This is a genomic window from Roseivirga sp. UBA1976 (genome assembly GCF_002336325.1).
GTDB classification, from domain to species: Bacteria; Bacteroidota; Bacteroidia; order Cytophagales; family Cyclobacteriaceae; genus Roseivirga; species Roseivirga thermotolerans.
In genome coordinates this window covers 35,184-52,393 of record NZ_DDDQ01000159.1, presented here as the reverse complement: position 1 = coordinate 52,393, position 17,210 = coordinate 35,184, and the positions used below count along the sequence as shown (strand labels likewise).

Annotated in this window: 23 protein-coding genes; 14 read left to right on the top strand and 9 right to left on the bottom strand. The window is 43.9% G+C overall.

Going from position 1 to position 17,210, the window contains the following annotated elements:
* Positions 1–94: 94 nt before the first annotated feature.
* The 9 genes from B3763_RS16350 to B3763_RS16310 form a co-directional block, all read right to left on the bottom strand.
* Positions 95–298, bottom strand: a complete 204-nt coding sequence (locus tag B3763_RS16350; protein WP_286747887.1) for a hypothetical protein — start codon at positions 296–298, stop codon at positions 95–97.
* Positions 299–333: 35 nt separating this feature from the next.
* The gene (locus B3763_RS16345; RefSeq protein ID WP_286747885.1) at positions 334–876 is read right to left on the bottom strand and encodes a hypothetical protein; all 543 of its coding nucleotides are present in this window, start codon (positions 874–876) and stop codon (positions 334–336) included.
* Positions 877–935: 59 nt separating this feature from the next.
* A complete protein-coding gene (locus B3763_RS16340) occupies positions 936–1,460 on the bottom strand; it encodes a phage virion morphogenesis protein (RefSeq protein WP_286747883.1) in 525 nt (174 codons plus the stop codon).
* Between the two features lie 78 nt (positions 1,461–1,538).
* Positions 1,539–2,903 carry a hypothetical protein gene (locus B3763_RS16335; RefSeq protein WP_286747881.1) on the bottom strand — a complete coding sequence of 455 codons (1,365 nt, stop codon included), beginning with the start codon at positions 2,901–2,903 and terminating at the stop codon, positions 1,539–1,541.
* A gap of 56 nt (positions 2,904–2,959) precedes the next feature.
* Positions 2,960–4,159 carry a phage portal protein family protein gene (locus tag B3763_RS16330; protein WP_286747879.1) on the bottom strand — a complete coding sequence of 400 codons (1,200 nt, stop codon included), beginning with the start codon at positions 4,157–4,159 and terminating at the stop codon, positions 2,960–2,962.
* Between the two features lie 43 nt (positions 4,160–4,202).
* Complete coding sequence (locus tag B3763_RS16325) at positions 4,203–4,643, bottom strand: phage protein Gp36 family protein (RefSeq protein ID WP_286747877.1); 441 nt, start codon at positions 4,641–4,643, stop codon at positions 4,203–4,205.
* A gap of 190 nt (positions 4,644–4,833) precedes the next feature.
* Positions 4,834–5,034, bottom strand: coding sequence for a hypothetical protein (locus B3763_RS16320; protein WP_286747875.1), 201 nt, complete (start codon positions 5,032–5,034; stop codon positions 4,834–4,836).
* On the bottom strand, positions 5,031–6,656 hold the full coding sequence (locus tag B3763_RS16315) for a hypothetical protein (RefSeq protein ID WP_286747873.1): 1,626 nt from the start codon (positions 6,654–6,656) through the stop codon (positions 5,031–5,033). The genes B3763_RS16320 and B3763_RS16315 overlap by 4 nt, the downstream gene beginning before the upstream one ends.
* Positions 6,656–7,132 carry a helix-turn-helix domain-containing protein gene (locus B3763_RS16310; protein ID WP_286747871.1) on the bottom strand — a complete coding sequence of 159 codons (477 nt, stop codon included), beginning with the start codon at positions 7,130–7,132 and terminating at the stop codon, positions 6,656–6,658. Before B3763_RS16310 ends, B3763_RS16315 begins: the two co-directional genes overlap by 1 nt.
* A 56-nt stretch (positions 7,133–7,188) precedes the next feature.
* On the opposite strand from B3763_RS16310, the gene B3763_RS16305 reads away from it, so the two are divergent.
* The 14 genes from B3763_RS16305 (at position 7,189) to B3763_RS16240 (ending at position 17,205) form a co-directional block, all read left to right on the top strand.
* On the top strand, positions 7,189–8,430 hold the full coding sequence (locus tag B3763_RS16305; RefSeq protein ID WP_286747870.1) for a head maturation protease, ClpP-related: 1,242 nt from the start codon (positions 7,189–7,191) through the stop codon (positions 8,428–8,430).
* Positions 8,431–9,354: a hypothetical protein gene (locus tag B3763_RS16300; protein WP_286747868.1), complete on the top strand. Its 924-nt coding sequence runs from the start codon at positions 8,431–8,433 to the stop codon at positions 9,352–9,354.
* Between the two features lie 68 nt (positions 9,355–9,422).
* Positions 9,423–9,632, top strand: a complete 210-nt coding sequence (locus B3763_RS16295; RefSeq protein WP_286747867.1) for a hypothetical protein — start codon at positions 9,423–9,425, stop codon at positions 9,630–9,632.
* Entirely contained in the window at positions 9,619–10,101 is a 483-nt protein-coding gene (locus tag B3763_RS16290) for a D-Ala-D-Ala carboxypeptidase family metallohydrolase (protein WP_286747865.1), read from the top strand. Before B3763_RS16295 ends, B3763_RS16290 begins: the two co-directional genes overlap by 14 nt.
* 2 nt (positions 10,102–10,103) lie before the next feature.
* Entirely contained in the window at positions 10,104–10,574 is a 471-nt protein-coding gene (locus B3763_RS16285; protein WP_286747863.1) for a hypothetical protein, read from the top strand.
* A 10-nt stretch (positions 10,575–10,584) separates the two neighbouring features.
* Complete coding sequence (locus B3763_RS16280) at positions 10,585–10,977, top strand: hypothetical protein (protein ID WP_286747861.1); 393 nt, start codon at positions 10,585–10,587, stop codon at positions 10,975–10,977.
* Between the two features lie 186 nt (positions 10,978–11,163).
* Positions 11,164–12,351 (top strand): DUF2586 family protein, encoded by a 1,188-nt coding sequence (locus tag B3763_RS16275; RefSeq protein WP_286747859.1) that lies wholly within the window; start codon positions 11,164–11,166, stop codon positions 12,349–12,351.
* Positions 12,352–12,354: 3 nt separating this feature from the next.
* Entirely contained in the window at positions 12,355–12,771 is a 417-nt protein-coding gene (locus B3763_RS16270) for a hypothetical protein (protein WP_286747857.1), read from the top strand.
* A 104-nt stretch (positions 12,772–12,875) separates the two neighbouring features.
* On the top strand, positions 12,876–13,190 hold the full coding sequence (locus tag B3763_RS16265; protein WP_286747855.1) for a hypothetical protein: 315 nt from the start codon (positions 12,876–12,878) through the stop codon (positions 13,188–13,190).
* Positions 13,191–13,207: 17 nt separating this feature from the next.
* On the top strand, positions 13,208–13,348 hold the full coding sequence (locus B3763_RS16260; protein WP_286747853.1) for a hypothetical protein: 141 nt from the start codon (positions 13,208–13,210) through the stop codon (positions 13,346–13,348).
* A 1-nt stretch (position 13,349) separates the two neighbouring features.
* A complete protein-coding gene (locus B3763_RS16255) occupies positions 13,350–15,266 on the top strand; it encodes a tape measure protein (protein ID WP_286747851.1) in 1,917 nt (638 codons plus the stop codon).
* On the top strand, positions 15,266–15,925 hold the full coding sequence (locus B3763_RS16250; protein ID WP_286747849.1) for a DUF6046 domain-containing protein: 660 nt from the start codon (positions 15,266–15,268) through the stop codon (positions 15,923–15,925). The genes B3763_RS16255 and B3763_RS16250 overlap by 1 nt, the downstream gene beginning before the upstream one ends.
* Positions 15,926–15,936: 11 nt before the next feature.
* Positions 15,937–16,182: a hypothetical protein gene (locus B3763_RS16245; RefSeq protein ID WP_286747847.1), complete on the top strand. Its 246-nt coding sequence runs from the start codon at positions 15,937–15,939 to the stop codon at positions 16,180–16,182.
* Between the two features lie 30 nt (positions 16,183–16,212).
* Positions 16,213–17,205 (top strand): hypothetical protein, encoded by a 993-nt coding sequence (locus B3763_RS16240; protein WP_286747845.1) that lies wholly within the window; start codon positions 16,213–16,215, stop codon positions 17,203–17,205.
* The last annotated feature ends 5 nt before the right edge of the window (positions 17,206–17,210 follow it).

Sequence of the window (17,210 nt, the reverse complement as noted above, 5' to 3'; positions counted from 1 at the left end):
TTTCTTCGATTAGGATACCTCTTTCCATAAAGCCAGTAGCCTAGCAAAAGAAGAGGAATAGAAATGATTACTTCGAGCAATGAAGGGGCTTCCATTATGCAGTAGCCTTAAGGATGTTACGGTGTATAGTTTCCGGGCTTAGGCCAAAGTGAGCTGCTACTTTTGCCAATACATCGTCATAGCGAATTCTTTTCTCCTCATGAAGCTCGTTCACCATTTCGCGAACCATCTCGTTTCTGCGCTTTGTGTTGGCTTTTCGCTTTTCGTATTTGTTGCTATGTGTGGTAGTAAGAGACAAACTTAAGACTGTGATTTACCATAAAAATAGTAAGATCAAGTCTTTATATCCAAATCAGGTTCAGCAGTTTGCAGGGTTTTTACGGCTGTTTTGTCTTTTCCAGAGCCTGAAAAATCCATGATGGTTCGCATTAATCTGCGTATTCTTGAGTCGGTTCTGTAGTTGGTTCGTCTAAGGCTATTGCATAGCACATAATCTCCTTCGGTGTCCTTTAGAGCTGCAAAGTCCGGGTGATCAGAGAGCCAGGCACTAAAGCCTTTGAGTGCTATGAATACTTTGCGGCTAATAGCGAAGTGATTGAGCTGGCTGCTTTCTGTGATCCGCTTGTCATCATCATACAGGTTTGAGGTTAGTACTCTGGCCTGAAACTGTATCTCTGTTTCTTCCCAACCCCTGCCGAGCGATCTGGTTCTTGTGTCTCGGAACTCAATCAACACAGCCGGGCAATTGACAACCGGGCGGCCTTTGCCGTTGTTGCTCTCTTCGTCTTGGTTTTGGTAGAATGCAACCTCTTTCAGTTCGGCTATTTCGGCTAATAGATGGTTTTTAAGTATGATGTAGAGTAGGTCTGTTGTCATAGTGGTTTGAGTATTTAGTAAGGGGGAATAGATGCTGAAACAAGTTCAGTATGACGGTTCTATTTGAATATTTGATCAATACGCTTGTCGCTCTTCTTTTCAATTTTTCTGTTTAGTGCCTCGCTGAAGGCCATAAATGTTCGGGCAGGAATTTCAATCTCCTTCTTTTTAGTCATGGCCATGTTTTTATAGACTTCCTCGCCAGTCTCATAGAACATCGCCCAAAAGAATTTTCTCATCAATGGAGTTACCGGGATTTTGCCGCCTTCATTGTGTATTTGTGCATACTCCTTGTCGGAGAATATTATCACGCGTCCGGGTTCGGTTCTGTAGTCTAAAGAGTCTTCTAGATCACCATCGCCATGCATTATCTTCTTGCCCTTTTGTTTTTTTGTTTCAAAAGCTCTGGGCTTCCATTTCTTTTTTCTTTTATCGGTAAATCCTTCGTTATCGAATGATTCCTTGAAATGGTTTACGGCTTCCGTTCCTACAATGCGAGGCAGATCGGTCTGTATGAATTGCTTCAGTTCGTGCTGAATTTGCCTCAGGTCTGCGCCAAACTGTTGAATCTTACGCTTTGCCATTTAAACCATATTTAAAAGTATTCGTATATTTGAGAGCCACTTGGGTAGCAATACCCTCGGAGCTCCTAGCTCAAGGACTTAGTTCTTGAGCTTTTTTTGTACCCAATGCTCAATGCTGTTGTCTATATAGGCCTGTCGGTCTATGCTGACAACCTTCTCTTTATAAATGAATGTGATGGCGGTTATCTTGCCATCTTTATCATTATAAAAGGCTCTTCGAATGCCATTCGATAGGTTATCGAAGTCTATTTTTTCAGGTAGTGTAATAACTACCAACTCAGCTCCCTGGCCTCTTGCTTTAGCTACCCTTCTGTTGATTGTGTTAATCAATTTACTATTGGGTTCTACAGCTTTGAAGTCTGCGATTATTCCGCTTACTAGCGCATCGGGGTTTTTAACACCTTGCTCTATTACAATAGGCTGAAGTACTACAGCATCTGCATTCTTGTCAGCCAATGCTTTAGCAGCTTTTAGGTTATCGCTCAGCTCGCTATCTCCATGATCTTTATGTCTAGCCACAAAGCCTCCGGTTTCTTTGTTCTTATGCTCTATTACATAATTATCTGACTTGGTGACTCGCTGCCATTCCTTAAAGATGTTCTTGATCTTGTCCGGGTTGGCGGGTAGGTCTAAGTTCCAGTTTTGTTTAGACCACTGTTCGAACTCTTTTTGAACTTCGAAGTAAGGGTGAAGCTCACTAAACACACGCCCATTCGTAGGGTCTTCAAGGAATTCGTCCTTAATGTCTGAGGTGTCGGGTGTCGCGTCTGTTAGCTCTTTGTCGGTAACCCTCCAGCTGCACTGGCACAAATAGCCGTTAGGCGGTAAAATAGATCTTCCCTCGGTTGTGGTAAGTGAGAATACTTTACCGTAGTACTTTTTATGATCTTCTCTTGGGTCTGCTGCTTTGGATTTGATGTACTCCCAGTTCGGATATAGATCAGTGTTCTCCAATGCCTTTTGCAGGTTGTTACCAGTGCGAGCTCTGCGAACAGCAAGAAGGTATTCAGTGTTCAGCCAGCGTTTATTATAGTCTTTACTGATGGTTAAAGCTTCTTTCTGAAACTTACTGAAGGGCTTTATTTGGCCGTTATCATCGAACAATAGACTTGCAATGGCCTCTGTGTTGTGATGGTTTTTGAAAGCTGCAAACACGTGTACGTTGTACTTGTATTGAAGCAAAAGGCCGTGGTTTGGAGTGCCATATTCCACCGCTCCAAAACCTGTTTTAGTTCCTTTCCAGAGTGCGAGTGCTTGCTGTTCGAACAAAGGGAGGTCTATCTGGCCGCCTACGAGCTTACGGTCATAGATTCGTTTGGCAGCTCTGCGGATGAACCTTTCCCAAGGGAAAAGGTCTGCGGTTTCTGCGGACACAATCCCCCCGCCCCCCTTCATCAAGGGGGAGTGTTCGTGTGAATCGCAGAAATCCGAATAAAAGGCCATTACGGCTCCCTCGAAACTTTCTTGATCAAACTCGAAATGATCCGAAGGAGCCGGGTCTACTTTCCCGGCTCTTTGTCTTTTTGTTTTGGATCGTTAGGGTCTTGATCTCCTTTGTTCTCCTCTTTCTTTTCGTTAATGAATGCCAAGAATTTAAATTTGTGGTTTGCCAGTTCTGCCGGATAGCCAAATTCTATGAGCTTAGGAATGAGGATCATGTTGATGTGGCGTTGTAATCTTCTCATTCTTGCTTCAACCCGTTCATTGAGCATTCTCTCTCCTGCTTCAGCAGATCCAACCCATGCTTGTTCGTCACTTATACCTTTCTGGCCTGTTAAAAGCTTTGAGTTTGAAGTGTCTGAGTAAAGAATGTTCTCTAGGTAAATTTTATGAGGCTCGCCCCTTCCTGAGTCTGTTAGTAAGCTGGCTTCGTCTCCTTTGTCGCCTATCCAATAGCCATTCGCTCCGAGGTTCTTTGCGTTGTTTTCAATTATATTCAGCTCTTCTTTGTTTGTTGTTTCAGTGCCGATTTTCAGGATTGGTTTTCCGTAGCGTTCTGAGTGCTGGCTCCAGTCTGTTCTGCTAAAGTTCTTAATAATTACCTCGGTGGCTGCTTTGAAGAGTTTGCCCAGGTTATTTGGTTTGCCTACTTCAATAATGAAATGATTCCAAGGCTCTTCTCTGTATGGAATGCCTTTGATCCATCCGGTAGGGTTCAAAACAATCCAGCCTCTTTCCGGTACTACGTATTCACGAGGAAAAACATCAACGGATCCGACTTCCCAATCCACTAGTTTATTTACAGCCTTTACGAATTCCTGAAACTCAATAAGAGTTGTTCCCCAAAGCTCTTCGCTCAAGAAAAGGCGCATATAATCCTCGAACCAATTTCGCTCAAATAGGTCTGTAAGGTCTTTTTCGATTTCATCGTTCTCGTTGACTATCGCATAAGGTGACCCGGTTACTTTATCATCCATGTTCTCTGCTTGGCTCCAAAGGTGACAATCGTTCATTATTCTCTCATAGATATAGAGCAGATGGGTGCGACTTGGAAACTCAGGATCACGGGCATAGTCCTCAGCCATTCTGAGAGCATCGAGACCGACCTCAAACCTGAACTTGTAGTTTTTCTCAAGCTGATGGCTTACTCGCTTGCGATCTGTGATGCTTTTGCTTGGTGCGCTGACTTGATTTAAGGCGATTTGCGCCCTTATCTTTTTGGGGAGTAATTGGATAGCTATTTTTTGTATTCGATTCATGTGAGCGATTTTAAACGGGTTTCGAACGGGTTTACGGTCTAGGTTAGTAGTTTAAGCTTAGGTCGCGGGGTGTTTCGCTGCCTACACGGGTGCGAGCGATGGTATCTGGTACTCCGTCACCGTCTGCATCAACCTCTAAAAGTGGAAGCTTAATAGGTTTATCTCCTGAGCTTACTGCATCAATTTCATTCATGCAGTCGTCATAGTTTTTAACAATGCGTTCCGGGACTAGGTCGTCATCAATTCTTTCATATATATAGTAAAGCACAAGGCAGATGAGCCAGCGCAAAACTACCCGACTCCGAGCATCATCGACCTGAGCGAAAACTTCATCCATATCGTATCGCTGAAAGAGCTTGTTTTCAATAACCGCCATTGCAGTAGCCTCAGCATCTGTTAGGATGTCGGGTTCTTCCTCAATGATTTGAAGTAGATGACGCTCTTTGATTTTGTGATAATAATCGTCTTGAGTTATGAATGGCATGGCTGTTCGGTTAATGGTTATCAGTGATCAGTGCTCTCATCTTTTTTTTTCTGAGAGTTTAAGCCTTTGTCAATTCCGAATGCGTACGCGCATAATACTGATGAGACAAAGGATAATGCAGGATCATGTAAGTATCTGGCGAGAATGAACATGATTATTGAAGCAGCAAATAGTAGGTTGATTCTTGTTTTCATGGGTTTAGGATTACATGTGAAAAATTGATTTGAAGGCATGAGCTTATGCCCATACTTTTGAGTTTGCCTTGGTTATGAACTGCCTCATCGAGTGTTCCGAAGCTTCGGGTTCTTGGCATACCGGCACGGCTTATGTAACTGATTGTGTAAGGCATGACACCCTCTTTTTCCTTAATGGTGAAATTGATCTCTTTCATAGTAATGATCGGTCTGAGTTTTTGGCAAAGCTTCCGGTTCTTGACCCGGTTGCGGAACGTCTTGTGATTTTATCGGCCTTCTCTTTGGCTCCTACAACTGCATCAGGACCATCTATGAAACCGTTGGGAAAATCAATGAATTGATTTCTGAGTGTTTGCATGTCTTCAGACTTTCTGAATTCGGAGCTGAAGCGCAAATACTTATGTTCGGAAAGAGGTTCGAGGCTTTCAATTCTTCCTTTCTTATCTCCTTTTGGCTCCATGTCGTATCGAGGCCTCCAAGTGACTCCACGAACCAAGTCCTCTAACTTGTAGATGTCATCGAGGCGAGCCTTTTGAAGTGTTCCGGCTTCAGTCCACATTTGGAAGTTTGAGATTGTGAACCTTGCACCGTTTGTTTCTTTGACTATGGCGGCTTCCTTGAGGTTTTCAAGAACCATTTGATTGAGTCTGTATTGAGCGTCAACCATATTGCCAGTGGTGCGGAGCCATGCCCAAAGCACATCGTAATAAAGCCCTTTCTTTCCGAGTAAAACTAAGGCGCGGTAACAGCCTTTACCAGAATCACCATAAGCGGGATCGAGGTAGCCAACTAAAGCATCGTAAGCATTCCAAGGTAATGGATTGACCCAAGGGAGGTTTTCGTTTTTGAATCGCTTACCCTCTCTAATGTGCTTGTGATAGTACTGTCGCATAGTATTGCGATAGCCTACCTCGTCAAACCTTGCAAGAAGAGACTCTATTGTATGATAAGACCATGCGGGTACACCTCCGTTTTCGATCAATAGCATCTCGTGAGTTGCCGGGTCTTCAGTGGCGTAAACCTTGATGTGTTTTGCTCCTTTTCTTTTTGGGTCACCTTCTTTTACATCACCGACCATGTGGGCGGTTAAGCCATTGTCGCAAACCCTGTTGTTATTGAAAGAGAAATGCTTTCCCTTGATAGCCAAACAGCCCATAAATTCTCCAAGAATCCAGTCGAGGTCTTCCTGTAAACGCTGTTCGTTTTTCTCATACTTCTTTTTTGAATCAGCATCGTCTACAACCCCTGAGTTTGGTCTTTTGGCTGCCTTTCTTACACCCGCGGGGTTTTGACCAATACCGAAAGCCCAAAACCCGACTCCTTTACCTGCTGTGAATCTGCCTTCTCGATGTGTTCCGGTTACATGCTGATCTCCAAAATCAGCAAGTAGTTTTTTGTTTGTTCGCAGCTCGGCCTCAATGTCTCCAATTAGAACCTTTGCTTTGTCTTCTGTTTCTGAAGCCAGAATGAACCCTGTAAGTTTATTATTGAAGTAGAGCCATAGTTGACAAAATACATTGATGAAAACTGACTTGGCATGCTCTCTCGCCCATTCATTTATAGTAAATGAATTGTCTTTTGTTGTGTACTCCTGAGCTGCCTCAAGATGGAACCAGCCAAAATCGGCCTGTATATAATGACCGAAATAGTAATTACAGAATTCAACAAAGTTCTCGGGCTTCAGCAGGTGTTCAATCCGCTTTCTCTTTTCAGATTCGGATTCGTTCAAGTCAGGCGCAGAATTATTGGCTATGTACTCGCAGAGTTCGAGCCACTCCTGATAAGCTTTCTGTTCCTTTTGTTCTTTGGTTTGAGCCATTACAATTCCTTTCTTTTTTGGCTCAAGAATTCATCGAGAATGGGTGCAAGCTCCTTGGCTTTGTCGAAATGGTTCTCTTGCATGTATTCAAGCAATTCCTTACTGAAATTGATGTAGTCTCCCCAAGCGTGTTGTTTGCCTTTTATAGAAGCATGAAGTTTTTTGAGAGCATCAACATCACCGTTATCAGTAAGGGCTTTCTTCAAATCTTCAACCGTTGGGTTTTGATTGTTGTCTAGCTCTTTGATCTTAAGGGCTGCAATTCTTAAGTGAATAGCAACATTGTGGTTGATTAGTTTCCAGATTCCTTCCTCGGCATTTTCCTGACTTATTAGCTGCCTGTCTCTTTTGTTCTCCCAATCGTATTTTTTTGCCCAGGCGGAAATAGTTTGTTCAGTTCTGCCGACTATGGTTGCTATTTGTTTTTGAGTAAGCCCTTCGCAGTAGGCTTTAAATGCTTGTTCGTGCAGCTCCATAAATCAAAGTTTGTGCTGCTAAAGTGAGGGCTTAAAAAGGCTGTTTTTGGGCTTGGTTGATCATTGATGCTGACTGTGGAGTAATTGATGCAAAAAGCCGCATCAATTATCAACAAGCTGTTTTTGACCACTTAAAAAGGGTTCAAGTTTGGGTCACTTTAATGAAGACAAAGAGCCAGAGTATGCGCCAACCCTTTTTAAGTATTACCGCTAAATCTGCCGAGCAAGCTGAATTAACAATGTTCGGAAGTGTAAGCGAGTGGAGTGATCTGAGTGCTAAGGAGGTAAAGAGAAAGCTCGCTCAAATTAAGTCTGATGGTTACAAGTCTGTTTACTGCCCAATGCATTGCTATGGAGGCTCTGTTTATGAAGGAATCGCTATCCGTGATGTCTTAAAAAATAGTGGTCTTTTTATTCACATCCACGTGAGCGGTGTGGCCGCTTCAATGGGTAGTGCTATTCTTCAAGGGGCAGACAAACGAACTGCTCACAAGTTTGCCAGAATCATGATTCATGAGCCGAGCACGTGGAGTAGTGGAAACTCCAAAACGCTTCGACAAGATGCTGACCTACTCGATACTATTAAGGAGGATATGGCTGAGTTGTATGCAGATGCTTGCGGCAAGGACAAACAATGGATTCTTGACAACTGGATGAAGCCGGATGAAGATACTTGGTTCAATGCTACCAAGGCAAAGCAGTACGGCCTATTAGATGAGGTAACCTCAAGCAATGTTGAGGCTCCTAAATCTTCAATGGACTTTGGAAAGATTGCTGCCTTCTATGACGAACAGCTCAATCGAGACGAAAATCAAAATCAAATGACACAAGCTGAACTAGCGAAGAAAGTTGGTTTGCCTGAGGATTCTTCAATGGAGGACATCGAGGCGAAGATCGAACAACTTGAAGCTGCCTCGCAAGGCGATGGCGGTGAAGGCGGAAAAGACGACCCTGCCGCTAAAATTAAAACGACTCTTGTAAATGCCGCAATGGCTCTTGCAAAGTCTAAGGGTATGGTGAATGACACGAACGAGGCCGATATAAAGGCTAAGATCGAAAAAGACCCGGAGGCCGCAATTGAGTGGATTGATATGGTGACTCCATCTAAGGAGGAAAAAAAGGAAGCTCCTAAAGGTGGAGAGTTGAGCAAACTTTTAGCTGAGCTGAAAAAGAGCAGATCAGGAGAGCCAAAGGATAAGGCTTGGGACGATATGTCTCCAAAGGAGCGTGCAGAGCTTGAGGATAAAGACCCAGCGGCTTTCAAAAAGGTTTTTGACGAAAAATTTAAAAAGCAATAAATGGCAACTTTTGTTAATGGCGAGTATTTGAACGACAGGCTCGCACCGCAGATTTTAAGAGAGCTTAAGGATGATAAGGATGATTTCCTTCAGGCGATTCCAGATGCTCCGGAAGAGGCAATTACCGAGGAAGGCCTGAGGTTATTGCTGATTAAAGAAACCGTGACCGGAGATATTAATCCGGGGGCTGATTACGATGATAATGATGTGAATGAGCTGGACTCTGACAAAGCTATTATCGGATGGGATTCATTATCTACCAAGCCTACAAAGGTGACGAAAGATGCAATTAGAGCATCAGTGTATGACAAGAGAAATGAGATCAGGGTTCAGCATACGCGAGTGTTGAGAAGACTCTACAGAGATTTGATCATTCACTCTTTGGCTCCGGCTGATGATACTGATGCAAAACTCCCTGTTTTGAGAACTACTGGTGAGCTAGTTGGTGGCCGTAGAAGATTGACCATCGAGGATATTATAAACTATCAGGATGCGTTGCGCGCTCTCAATGTTGAAGAGGAAGGCTGGAACATCAGACTTTCAAGAGTTCACCTGACTGACCTTCTTTTGAAGACTAAGGACAATCAAGAATTCAGAGACTTATACCACGACAGAAAGACAGGTGAAATCATGAACCTGTACAACTTCAATTTCTGGTGGGGAAATCACCAACTGTATTACTCTAATGCTGGGGTCAAAAAAGCTCGTGGAGCTGCTGTAGTTGCCGGGGATCAGATTGCCTCTCTGTTCTGGCAAGAAGAGTATGTGTGCAAGGCTATGGGAATGGTGATGGCTCACCTAGACCCAATGAGCCAAAACACTCGCTCTAACCCTCCAAAAGAGGAGTTCAGATTGACCGCTTACGCTAAGGCAATGCTTAAGCATGAGCAAGGAACGGGAGCTCTTGTTTCCAACTTTGAATAAGACAAAAACCGAGGATAAACTGTGATCAAAATCGGGGGGCGGCAATGCCAAACCCTGATTTTTCTAACATGAACACATTTCAAAAACACATCGAGGAGATAACAGGTGGCCTGTTTGGTACAGGTGGAGGACTGACGGTGATCAGTATATCGCAGCCGCAAGCTGAATTCGTAGTCGCTGTATTTACAGCTTTTATCTGTGGAATTGCAGGAGCAATTGGCGGCTATTTGGTGAAGCGAATAACTACAAAGAAGAGGAAGTCAGATGGTAAAGATTAGTCGGTATGTAACCTATAAGGAGGCGGTAAAAAGCCAGCAGGCTGAACGCTTAGGTATAGATAATACTCCAAATGAAGAGCAGCTAAAAAACATGCGATTCATTGGGGAAAATATTTTCGATAAGGTGAGGCTCTTTGTAGGCGGAATCCTTTTCGTGAGCTCCTTCTTTCGGTGCAGGCTTTTAAATATGGCGATTGGCGGAAGCAAATCGAGCCAGCATTGCGAGGGGTTGGCCATTGACATTGATGCCGATGTGTATCAGAGCAATGGTAAGACCAATAAAGACATTTTCTTTTTCATACTGAGAAACCTTGAGTTTGATCAGTTGATCTGGGAATTCGGTGATAATAATCAACCCGCCTGGGTACATGTTAGCGCAAGGCCTGACGGCAGAAATCGGAAGCAAGTATTGAGGGCTAAGCGGGTTGGTATGAGAACGGTTTATGTACCATTTGAACAAGCTGCTTAGTGATGGATAAAGAACAAAAAGAAAAGAAAGGGATTGCAAAATTCCTGCAAGGCCTTGGAAATGTCGGAGGCAAACTCCTCGAAGCTGCTGGAGATATAACAGGTTCGAAAGGCCTTCAAAAGCTTAGCGATCTGATTTCGAAGGACGATTCATTATCTCCTGAGGAGAAAGAAGAGGCCTTGAGATTGATTGAAATGGAGTTGGCGGATAGACAAAACGCCAGAGCCATGCAGATAGCTGCTCTTGATCAGGAAGACTTGTTCAGTAAGCGGTATTTGTACTACCTCAGCTCCTTCATTGTAGTAGCCGCGACCCTGTTTGGAGTGCTGCTCTTTTGGGTCGAGATACCTGATGAGAATAAAAGGCTTGTAGAGATGTTTAGCGACATCTATCTATTTGCCGGAGCTATGGCGGTGATCAACTTCTTTTTTGGGAGCTCACTAGGTAGCAAACAGAAAGACTTAAAACGATAACGATAGAATCATGTCAAAAAAACTGAAAACCCAAGCCGAGCTAACTGAGATGTCTGCGGCATATTTTAAGGCCTACCCGGAGGAAGATACTTTCCTCGCTACTCAGGACGGCCAGTTCTTCACAGAGAAGAATAAGAGCCAGGCCAACAGCCATGCTAAGGCTATTGATTGTAAGGTGATTACGATTAAAAGAGACGGAAGACAGGAGTCGGAAGCTGGAAGTCAAAACAATGAAGACCCTATTGAATTGCCTGAAGGTAATCCAACTAAGCAGGGTTGGACTATTCCTCAAATTCAGGAGTGGCTCAAACAGCGTGAGGTGAAGTTTACCAAAAATGCTAAAGAGGATACTCTGCTTGCAAAGGTAGAAGAGTATTTGAAGGCTCAGGAGTCAGGAGAATAGACCCCCTCCGCCTTCGGTACCTTGCCTGCCGGACAGGCGGGCTCCCCTTAGTATGGGGATGGATAGATACCTAACGAAAGCCTTCGGGCTAATAAATAGAAGAAAGAGCCAGCTCCTGAAATATGGAGCTGGCCAATGGTAAAGAAAAGAACCCCAACCCTAAAGGGGAGGGAAAACGAAAGTAAAATGGCATTTCCGAAAGTAGAAATTCAAGTCCAGAACGGACAATTAGGCCAAACCGAAGGCACTGAGGATTCAGTTGCCGGACTGGTTTGCACGGGTGTCGCAATAGTGGATAAAATCGCTATTAACGAACCAAAGCAAATTTTTGGGGTGAAGGACGCTGAGGCTCTTGGTTTCAGTGATGCTGTTAACCCTGAAATGTATGCTCAGATAGTAGACTTCTATTCTCAGGCCGGAGAAGGTGCTGAGTTGTGGATTCTAATTCAATCTGAAGCTACACTGATGGCGAGCATTCTGGACGTGAACAATGCCAATGCAACCGTCTTGTTAGACGCTGCTCAGGGACGAATCAGAATTTTGGGAATAACCCGAAAAGCTGATGGGGCTTATGCTCCTGTTTACGCTGATGGGATTGACCCTGATGTAATTACTTCCATTGACAAAGCGCAGGAGCTTGCTGAAGCTTACGCTGCGGCCTACAAACCATTGAGGGTAGTAATTGGAGGCAGGGATTATCAAGGCGTGATTGCTGATCTGGCAGACCTTACCGAAAGAGATGACAACCGTGTTGCTGTTCTCTTAGCCGGAAAAGGCGAAGGCAGCTTGGAGGCTTGCGTTGGTCTTGCCCTGGGCAGATTGGCAGCCATTCCTGTTCAGCGCAAGATTGCCAGAGTGAAAGACGGTGACCTTGGTTTAGTAAGTGCCTATCTCTCTGATGGCGTAACAACCATTGACGAGCTGAGCGAGGCACAGCTTGAGGCTATTCATAACAAGGGTTATATAGTCTTGAGAAAGTACTTCGGAAGAAACGGCTATTTCTTTACGGACGATCCTACGGCTACCGGAGCTGATGATGACTATAATACCATCAGCCGAGGTCGCGTGATTGATAAGGCTATTTCATTGGCTTATACAACCTACGTGAACGAGCTTCAGGATGATGTTGAACTCGACCCTGCAACCGGACGCTTAGAGGCGGGTGTAATTAAAAGCTACCAAGCCTTGATTAAAAGAGCAATCGAGCAGAATATGCTCGCTGATGGAGAGATAAGCTCTGTTAGTGTGGTCATTGATCCCCTTCAGGATGTATTGACTTCGAACAAGGTAGAGGTTACGGTAAACATTCTGCCGAAAGGTTACAGCTCTGTAATTGTTGTCAAACTCGGATTTACAAATCCGGCAAATTCATAACACATGGTAAACGGAAACGAATACGCTTGGGAAGATATTGAGGTCGTAATGCTCGGCAGGCCTGTAGTTGGGATCAGAGGAATTGAATACAAAGAAGAGCAGACCAAAACGAACATTTATGGCCGGGGCAATAAGCCAGTAGCCAGAACGAAAGGTAATAAGACCTATTCAGGTTCAATCACCTTGCTTCAGAGTGAGGTTGAGGCATTGCAAGCGGCAGCCGGAGAAGGCAAAAGTTTGAATGACTTGCCGAGGTTTGATATTACTGTCGCTTACGCGCCTAAGTCTGGCGGAGCGATTACCACTGATATTCTGAGGGATTGCGAGTTTATGGACTTGACTAAGGCTATGAACCAGAACGATCCGAACATGGAGGTTAACCTGATGCTGGTTATTGGCAGCATAGACTACAACGTCTAGACCCCTCTGTCCTAACGGGCATCTCCCTTTGAAAGGGGAGAAAACAAAATGAATTAACCCCTCCCTTCGGGGAGGTTTTTTTAAACCTATAAAGATTAGATCACATGGAAACTGAAGAATTGATTGGCAAGCTCTCAGAGAAAGAGATTGAGGCCTTTAAAGCCAAGCATGGAGAAGTGTTTGAATTTGAGGTGGATGGAAAAGTCTGCTACCTGAAAAAGCCTGACCGAAAACTTTTGGGTGCCGCTATGAAAATGAGCAAAGATGACCCGATGAAATTCAATGAGACCATTATGAATAACTGCTTTCTTGGCGGTTATGATGGTTTCAAAGATGTGAACGGGGATTTGTTCCTGGACATAGAGTCAGAGTTTGCCAAGCTACTGGAGCGTAGAGCTGTTACGGTAAAAAAGCTCTAGAGGAAGCCAGGGCATCGTTGACCTGGATTGAACACTACGATGCTCAGCTTCAATATTACTTACACATACCCAACCCGCAAGAACTTACAGATGAAGAGTGGAGCGTGAACGTAGCGAAACTCGAATGGATAAGAGCTGAGGAAGCAAAAAAGAGCTAAAGTGAGACTATACGAATACGTATTTGAACTTCAGGACAGAGTGACGAAAACGATGGAGAAAATTTCCAGCGGTCAAACGTCTATGATGCGTAAGTTCCAACAGTCTCAACGAGCAGGTATTGACGCTTACGACAGGGTGAACCGATCGGCCAGAGGTTATGAGGCTACCCTGGGCAGGTTGAAACGTGCAGTAATAGCTGCTTTTGCAACCGGGGCTATTCTGGCTGCGGCCAAAGATGTAACGGCAATTACTGCCAAATATCAGGCCTATGAAAATGCTATAAACTTTGCTTCTGGCTCTGCTGAAGAGGCTGCTAAGAATCAGGAATTCTTGGCTGATACCATTCAGCGATACAGGCTACCAATGGAGGCTGCAACTAGTGGGTTTAAGCAACTCACAGCTTCGATGATGGGTACTAAGCTTCAGGGTGAGCAGTCAAGGAGAATATTTGATGCTGTAGGCGTAGCGGCTACTGCTATGAATCTTTCAGGTGAGCAGGTAAACGGGACATTTCTAGCACTTGGACAAATCATGTCCAAGGGTAAAGTTCAAGCTGAGGAATTGAGAGGTCAATTGGGTGAGCGATTGCCCGGAGCTTTCAATATAGCTGCTAGAGCAATGGGTGTAACTCAAGCCGAGTTGAATAAAATGTTAGAGACTGGTCAGGTTGTCTCTGAGGACTTTCTGCCCAAGTTTGCTGCGGAACTTAGAAGAACCTATGAAGGAGCTTTGCCAGATGCGATTAACTCATTGCAGGCAAATACTAATATGTTTCAGAATCAGGTTACAACTCTGAAACGGCAGTTAGGAAGTGAGCTTCAACCTGCAATGCTTACATTTTTTCAAACCATGACTCAGGGATTGCAAGAGCTCTCGCCTGTGCTTATTCAAGGAGCTCAACAATTGAATATTTATTTAGGGGCTAATAAGGATAACATGATCGATATCATGAAGTCTGGTTTGGGTTATCTCAAATTCCTGTTCGATCACCGAAATGAAATCCTATTCCTTGCCAAGGCTTACCTTACCTATAAGGCGGGGCTTGTGGCTTATACCCTTGCCGTAAAAGCCATGACTATAGTTCAGACCGCTTGGAATGTAGCTATGGGACTCAGTGGAACCGTTGCGGTAATTGCTGCAACTGGTATTAAAACCGCTGCCGATGCCTGGGCGGCTTTCAACTTGATTATTGCGGCCAGTCCTATTGGAGCTGTGGCGGCTCTTGTGGGAGCGGCTGCCGGGGCATTCCTTTTGTTTGGCGGTAACCTAAAGAAATCTAACGATGAGTTTGAACGATTTAATAAACTACAAGAAGACTTTGAGAAGGGGCAAGTAAGTAGAGATGATTTAGAGAAGCGTTTTCAAAACATTGATCTCCTTAGTCAGAATGAGAGGCAGGATTTAGCGTCACAATATCAGCAAGAAATTGATAAAGTTCAGAGACAATTATCGGCTAATAGAATTGCTATAAGAGATGTAGATATAGATAAGGCGAGGTCTGAATATAACGCTATGTTAAATGGAGGTAATGCGAGTGCCTCGCAAATTGCGGCTGCGCAAAACAGAATTAACAATTATGAATCAGCACAATCTCAGATTAAATCTCTTACCAAGTCTTTCGACCAACTTTCGAACCGACTACATATTGTCAATGGAATAGTCAAGGCCGGACAAACCACTCCGGGCGGAACTGATCCGATGCTAACTACACCGGACGCGCAAACGCAGCAAAGCCTTGATGGCATCATTGCCGGAGGCAAGAAGGTTACTCATGTGACCTTGAATATTGACACGATCAATGGTATTGGCGAAGTGATTTCAACAACTGTCGGGGAAAATCTGGATGACATTGGAGATAAAATTCTCGAAGTAGTGACAAGGGCTTTGAATGGTGCAACTCAAACGATTGGCAACTGATGGCAGAGCAATTTGTAAAGGGTAAGCAGTTCAATATCATAGACCTCTATCAGAGGGTTTTTGGCTATAAGGGAATCCCATATCCTGCCGGAGATTTATCTCCCAACCTAGACCCAAGAGGCAAGGTAAACGCCCTGATTAGCGGGACTAAATTCAGTGATCAGAGCGGGGCTATCGAGCCTTTCCAATTACAAGGAGACTTCAATCCTAATTCTGATAATGGTGTAAGATTGTTCATGCCAATTAAGCTCGATGGAATTCAGCTTCAGAATGAGCCTTTGGTTGAGTTGAGAGGAAAGAATATGATCAAGCGAACCGAATTAACCGGAGAACATAGAGAAGGCGTGACAAATAAGCGCGGAACGGTTAAGGAGCTGATCAATATTGACGACTACAAAATCACTATCAGAGGGATAGTGATAAACGATGAAAGCGAAGAGTACCCTGAGGCGGCCATGAGACAGATAAGAAAGATTGTTGAAGCCAGACGAAGCGTGTCTATTGAGTGTCAGCTTACCAATATTTTCAATATAACCCTCATGGCTATCGAAGATCATAGCTACCCGGCTGTTCCGGGTCTTCAGCATGCCCAGGGCTATGAGATTGTCGGGTATAGCGATGAGGATTTTGAGAGTGAATTAATCAGTCAGTTAAGCTAGCAGTATTGAGAATGAAGATCGAAACGAAATTTAACAAAGGTGACAAGGTTTGGACCATTGAAAATAATCAGATAGTTCAGTTTCCAATTCAAGACGTCCAGTATAAATATGGAGCTGTGTCTTATGAGTTGCAAACTCATAAATCCCAAACGATTGGGCTGGATAAAGACAGATCAATCATAAGAAATGAAAAGGAATGCTTTGGTTCAATTCAAGATTTAGCAGACTACTTTATTAGTAAAAATGAGACTAAGTGAAATTCAATTTTAACCATATAACAAAAGCAAATGAAGCGAACATTTTTAACAGTGATGCTCATGTTTGTATTAGCATGTAAAATCACCATCGGGGCGACTGAATATCGCCAAGTCCATGAAGTAAAGATTGAGCAGGATTTTTCTCAGCTCACTCATGAGGCAATTATTGAACTTCCGAGAATTAGCCAAGTGCTGGCAGATCAGATAAAGCCGGGCGATTCAGTCACGGTAAATCTGGCTTATGAAGGCGTTTACGAAGGTACAGAGTTTACCGGGTACGTGAGGCAAGTATCTCCTAAAATTCCTGTAGTTGTGGAGTGCGAGAACGCTACCTATCTAATGAAGCGGGTAAACATCGTGAAGGCATGGAAGGAGACTACACTTAAAGAGGTGCTTAACTACCTCGTAGATGCTACTAACAGCCAGAATTTAGGTAAGGCAATAACGCTGAATACTAGCCATGTACCGGATATCAATTTCGAGACTTTCAGAATTAGCAATGTAAGCGCAGCAAGAGCCATTCAAGACATCAAGGACAGGTACGGGTTAAAGGCTTATTTCAGAGATCACGAGCTATACGTTGGCTTTGCCTATTTGGACAAACCGGGAGAGGTTGGTTATAATCTTGGTCTCAATGTGATTGAAGACAAACTAACCTTTAGGACGGCTGATCAGGTGAGGCTCCGGGTAAAGGCTACATCAATACAAAAGGACAATAAACATATTGACGTTGAGGTAGGTGATCCTGAGGGTGAGCTGAGGAGTCTGGTCTTTTACAATATCTCCGATAAGGTAACACTTCAGGCACTCGCTAAGGAGGAAATTCAGAAGTACAAATATGATGGGTTCGAAGGCAGTTTGAAGAGCTTTTTAATACCCTTCGCAACCTTTGGAATGACAGCGAAGATATTCTCACCAAACTACCCGGAAAAAGACGGCAGTTACCACATTGATAAGGTTAAAACTTCTTTTGGTGTGGACGGTGCAAGGCGTGATGTTACCATAGGAATCAAGCTAGTTTAACACCT

What these genes read in the sequence shown, in the direction of transcription:
- B3763_RS16345 (WP_286747885.1), bottom strand. Translation starts at nt 876, where the DNA reads ATGACAACAGACCTACTCTACATCATACTTAAAAACCATCTATTAGCC.
- B3763_RS16340 (WP_286747883.1), bottom strand. Translation starts at nt 1,460, where the DNA reads ATGGCAAAGCGTAAGATTCAACAGTTTGGCGCAGACCTGAGGCAAATT.
- B3763_RS16335 (WP_286747881.1), bottom strand. Translation starts at nt 2,903, where the DNA reads ATGGCCTTTTATTCGGATTTCTGCGATTCACACGAACACTCCCCCTTG.
- B3763_RS16330 (WP_286747879.1), bottom strand. Translation starts at nt 4,159, where the DNA reads ATGAATCGAATACAAAAAATAGCTATCCAATTACTCCCCAAAAAGATA.
- B3763_RS16325 (WP_286747877.1), bottom strand. Translation starts at nt 4,643, where the DNA reads ATGCCATTCATAACTCAAGACGATTATTATCACAAAATCAAAGAGCGT.
- B3763_RS16320 (WP_286747875.1), bottom strand. Translation starts at nt 5,034, where the DNA reads ATGAAAGAGATCAATTTCACCATTAAGGAAAAAGAGGGTGTCATGCCT.
- B3763_RS16315 (WP_286747873.1), bottom strand. Translation starts at nt 6,656, where the DNA reads ATGGCTCAAACCAAAGAACAAAAGGAACAGAAAGCTTATCAGGAGTGG.
- B3763_RS16310 (WP_286747871.1), bottom strand. Translation starts at nt 7,132, where the DNA reads ATGGAGCTGCACGAACAAGCATTTAAAGCCTACTGCGAAGGGCTTACT.
- B3763_RS16300 (WP_286747868.1), top strand. Translation starts at nt 8,431, where the DNA reads ATGGCAACTTTTGTTAATGGCGAGTATTTGAACGACAGGCTCGCACCG.
- B3763_RS16295 (WP_286747867.1), top strand. Translation starts at nt 9,423, where the DNA reads ATGAACACATTTCAAAAACACATCGAGGAGATAACAGGTGGCCTGTTT.
- B3763_RS16290 (WP_286747865.1), top strand. Translation starts at nt 9,619, where the DNA reads ATGGTAAAGATTAGTCGGTATGTAACCTATAAGGAGGCGGTAAAAAGC.
- B3763_RS16285 (WP_286747863.1), top strand. Translation starts at nt 10,104, where the DNA reads ATGGATAAAGAACAAAAAGAAAAGAAAGGGATTGCAAAATTCCTGCAA.
- B3763_RS16280 (WP_286747861.1), top strand. Translation starts at nt 10,585, where the DNA reads ATGTCAAAAAAACTGAAAACCCAAGCCGAGCTAACTGAGATGTCTGCG.
- B3763_RS16275 (WP_286747859.1), top strand. Translation starts at nt 11,164, where the DNA reads ATGGCATTTCCGAAAGTAGAAATTCAAGTCCAGAACGGACAATTAGGC.
- B3763_RS16270 (WP_286747857.1), top strand. Translation starts at nt 12,355, where the DNA reads ATGGTAAACGGAAACGAATACGCTTGGGAAGATATTGAGGTCGTAATG.
- B3763_RS16265 (WP_286747855.1), top strand. Translation starts at nt 12,876, where the DNA reads ATGGAAACTGAAGAATTGATTGGCAAGCTCTCAGAGAAAGAGATTGAG.
- B3763_RS16250 (WP_286747849.1), top strand. Translation starts at nt 15,266, where the DNA reads ATGGCAGAGCAATTTGTAAAGGGTAAGCAGTTCAATATCATAGACCTC.
- B3763_RS16245 (WP_286747847.1), top strand. Translation starts at nt 15,937, where the DNA reads ATGAAGATCGAAACGAAATTTAACAAAGGTGACAAGGTTTGGACCATT.
- B3763_RS16240 (WP_286747845.1), top strand. Translation starts at nt 16,213, where the DNA reads ATGAAGCGAACATTTTTAACAGTGATGCTCATGTTTGTATTAGCATGT.